At 62.5% G+C, this 2968-nt stretch carries 4 protein-coding genes; 1 reads left to right on the forward strand and 3 read right to left on the reverse strand.

The annotated features are described in order from the left end of the window. A partial coding sequence (locus NW860_RS00890) for an ABC transporter substrate-binding protein (protein ID WP_414511942.1) occupies positions 1-592 on the reverse strand: 592 nt, incomplete at its 3' end. 30 nt (positions 593-622) lie between these two features. Between NW860_RS00890 and NW860_RS00895 the strand changes: the two genes are divergently transcribed. Next, a complete protein-coding gene (locus NW860_RS00895; protein WP_414511940.1) occupies positions 623-955 on the forward strand; it encodes an MGMT family protein in 333 nt (110 codons plus the stop codon). Positions 956-1073: 118 nt separating this feature from the next. On the opposite strand, the gene groL is transcribed toward NW860_RS00895, so the two are convergent. Together groL and groES are read right to left on the reverse strand one after the other, a co-directional pair. Then, entirely contained in the window at positions 1074-2693 is a 1620-nt protein-coding gene (groL, locus tag NW860_RS00900) for a chaperonin GroEL (protein WP_414511941.1), read from the reverse strand. 26 nt (positions 2694-2719) lie between these two features. Next, on the reverse strand, positions 2720-2959 hold the full coding sequence (gene groES / locus NW860_RS00905; RefSeq protein ID WP_414511943.1) for a co-chaperone GroES: 240 nt from the start codon (positions 2957-2959) through the stop codon (positions 2720-2722). Between the last annotated feature and the right edge of the window lie 9 nt (positions 2960-2968).

Genomic DNA, 2968 nt, shown 5'->3' on the forward strand with positions numbered 1-2968 from the left:
TCCCACACCAGGACACCAGGATGATGTCCGGCGCGCGCCGCACGACCTCCGCCGGGTCAGCCACGATCCGGCGCCGTGCATCCGGATATGCACTGAGCTCTGGGAAGATATCCTCGCCTCCACACAGGCGAATGAGTTCGCTGACCCAGCCGATGCCGGTAATCAAGGGGTCGTCCCACTCCTCGAAGTAGACCCGTGGACGGCGGCGCCGTTGCCGCCCACGCTGCGCAGCTCGGCGCAATCCCGCACGCAAGGAGCGCACGTACGCCCGTGCCCGAGCAGCCCTCCCCACCAATGCCCCGAGACGCACGATCATGGAGAGGATTCCCTCCACCGTGCGGTGGTTGAAGCAGATGACCTCCACACCGTTGCGAATCAGCTCGGCGCAAATGTTCGCCTGCAGATCCGACCATGCCAGCACAACATCGGGCTGCAGCGCCAGAATCCGCTCGATATTGGCATCCAGAAAGGTGGACACCTTCGGCTTCTTCCGCGCCTCTGGCGGGCGTACCGTGAACCCCGAAACGCCGACGACGAGCTCTCCGGCACCCAAGGCGTAGAGCGTCTCCGTCGTCTCCTCCGTCAAGCACACAATGCGCTGTGGCAAGCGCGGTCGCGGAACATGTTCGGCAACCATCGGGATTTCTTCGAGCGGGTCTACGAACTGGTTCGCCAAATCCCAGCGGGCAAAGTTACCACCTACGGGCACATTGCCGAGGCGCTTGGGGTGCGCTCTGCCGCGCGCTTGGTGGGCTGGGCTCTCCACGCTGCTCGCTTCGATGCTTCAATCCCCTGCCACCGGGTTGTCAATCGCCGCGGCGAGCTCACCGGAAAGCACCATTTCGCTACCCCAACGCTCATGCAGGAGCTGCTGGAGTCGGAGGGTGTCCACGTCGAAGACGACCGCGTAGACCTTGCGCGCTACCTCTGGGTACCTCCACGCGCCGAGCCTTGAGAAAAAAGGACCCCTGTGCCTGCAGGGCGCAAGCACAGGGGCTGGGGGGCGGTGTGAGTATGTGGAGGGAACCTCAAGAGGGCAGGCGGTTTCTCCTGCGTCCTGAGGCTATAGACGTTTAGTAGTCCATCGGTGGTGTAGCCGAGGACTGCTTCTCCTTTTCGGGCTTCTCCACCACCGTGGCTTCGGTCGTGATGAGCAAGCCGGCAACGGAGGCAGAGTTCTCCAGGGCAACTCGGGCGACCTTCGTGGGGTCAATCACCCCGCTTTCGTAGAGGTCCTCGAACTGCTCCGTTGCGGCGTTGAAGCCGAAGCCATCCTTGCCCTCTTTGACCTTGGCGACAATCACCGAGGGATCCAGCCCGGCATTGGCGACGATCTGGCGAATGGGCTCCTCCAGTGCCCGGCGCACGATGTTGATGCCGGTTCGCTGGTCCTCATTGGCAGGGGAGAGCGTATCCAGGACGTGGAGCGCCCGAAGGTAGGCAACTCCGCCACCGGGTACGATCCCCTCCTCGATTGCCGCCCGGGTTGCGTGGAGTGCATCCTCCACGCGCGCCTTCTTCTCCTTCATCTCCACCTCGGTAGCGGCACCGATTTTGATGACCGCTACGCCGCCGCTGAGCTTCGCCAAGCGCTCCTGCAGCTTCTCGCGGTCGTAGTCGGAGGTGGTCTTCTCAATCTGCACCTTGATCTCGTTGATGCGCTTCTTGATCTCCTCGGGCTTGCCCGCCCCCTCGACGATCGTGGTCGTATCCTTGTCAACGACCACCTTCTTCGCCGTGCCCAAGTACGCCAGCGTGGCGTTCTCCAGCTTGAAGCCCTTCTCCTCGCTAATCACGGTGCCGCCGGTCAGGATGGCGATATCCTCCAGCATCGCCTTGCGCCGGTCGCCGAAGCCTGGCGCCTTGACCGCGCAGACGCGGAGCGTTCCACGCAGTTTGTTGACCACCAGGGTTGCCAGAGCTTCACCCTCGACATCCTCGGCGATGATGAGCAGCGAACGCCCCGACTGCGCAACCTTCTCCAGGATCGGCAGCAGGTCCTTCACCGCCGAGATCTTCTTGTCGTGGATGAGGATGTAGGGGTTCTCCAGCACCGCCTCCATCGTGTCCGCATCCGTGACGAAGTACGGCGAGAGATACCCCCGGTCGAACTGCATCCCTTCGACCACCTCCAGCGTGGTCTCGATCCCCTTGGCTTCTTCGACTGTGACGACGCCGTCCTTACCGACCTTCTCAATGGCGTCGGCAACGAGCTTGCCAATCTCCGGGTCGTTGTTGGCGGAGATTGTGGCAACCTGCTCGATCTCCTTGCGCCCCTGGACCTCGCGGCTGATACGGCGCAGCTCCTGCATAATGGCAGCCACTGCCATATCAATGCCGCGCTTGAGGTCCATCGGATTCGCTCCCGCCGTAACGTTCTTGAGCCCTTCGCGCACGATCGCCTGCGCCAAGACCGTCGCCGTCGTCGTCCCATCCCCGGCGACGTCGCTGGTCTTGGAGGCTACCTCGCGCACCATCTGGGCGCCGAGATTCTCAATCGGATCCTCCAGCTCGATCTCCTTGGCGACCGTGACGCCGTCCTTGGTCACCGTGGGCGGTCCGAACTTCTTATCAATGACGACGTTGCGCCCCTTCGGACCCAGCGTGACCTTGACGGCGTTGGCAAGCTTATCCACACCGTTCTTCAGTGCCGCACGCGCTTCAGCATCGTAGAGGATGAGCTTGGCAGGCATGGCGTCCCTCCTGGTGTTTGTTCAACTTACGACTGCCCGTTTGTGTTGATGATGGCGTAGATGTCACTCTCGCGCATGATGAGGTACTCCTCCCCATCGATGGTCACCTCGGTGCCGGCGTACTTGCCAAAGAGCACCTGGTCACCGACCTTGACCTGCAAGGGGATGAGCTTCCCATCCTCGGTGAGCTTCCCCTTCCCAACGGCAACCACCTCACCTTGCTGTGGCGTCTCCTTCGCCGTGGGCGGAATCTTGCTCGTATACACATCGCCGCG

The sequence above is a fragment of the Synechococcus sp. F70.1 genome, assembly GCF_047502745.1.
In the GTDB taxonomy this organism is placed as follows: Bacteria; Cyanobacteriota; Cyanobacteriia; order Thermostichales; family Thermostichaceae; genus Thermostichus.

Excerpts from the sequence above, each read along its gene's own strand:
- NW860_RS00895 (WP_414511940.1), top strand. The coding sequence starts at position 623 with ATGTTCGGCAACCATCGGGATTTCTTCGAGCGGGTCTACGAACTGGTT.
- groL (WP_414511941.1), bottom strand. The coding sequence starts at position 2,693 with ATGCCTGCCAAGCTCATCCTCTACGATGCTGAAGCGCGTGCGGCACTG.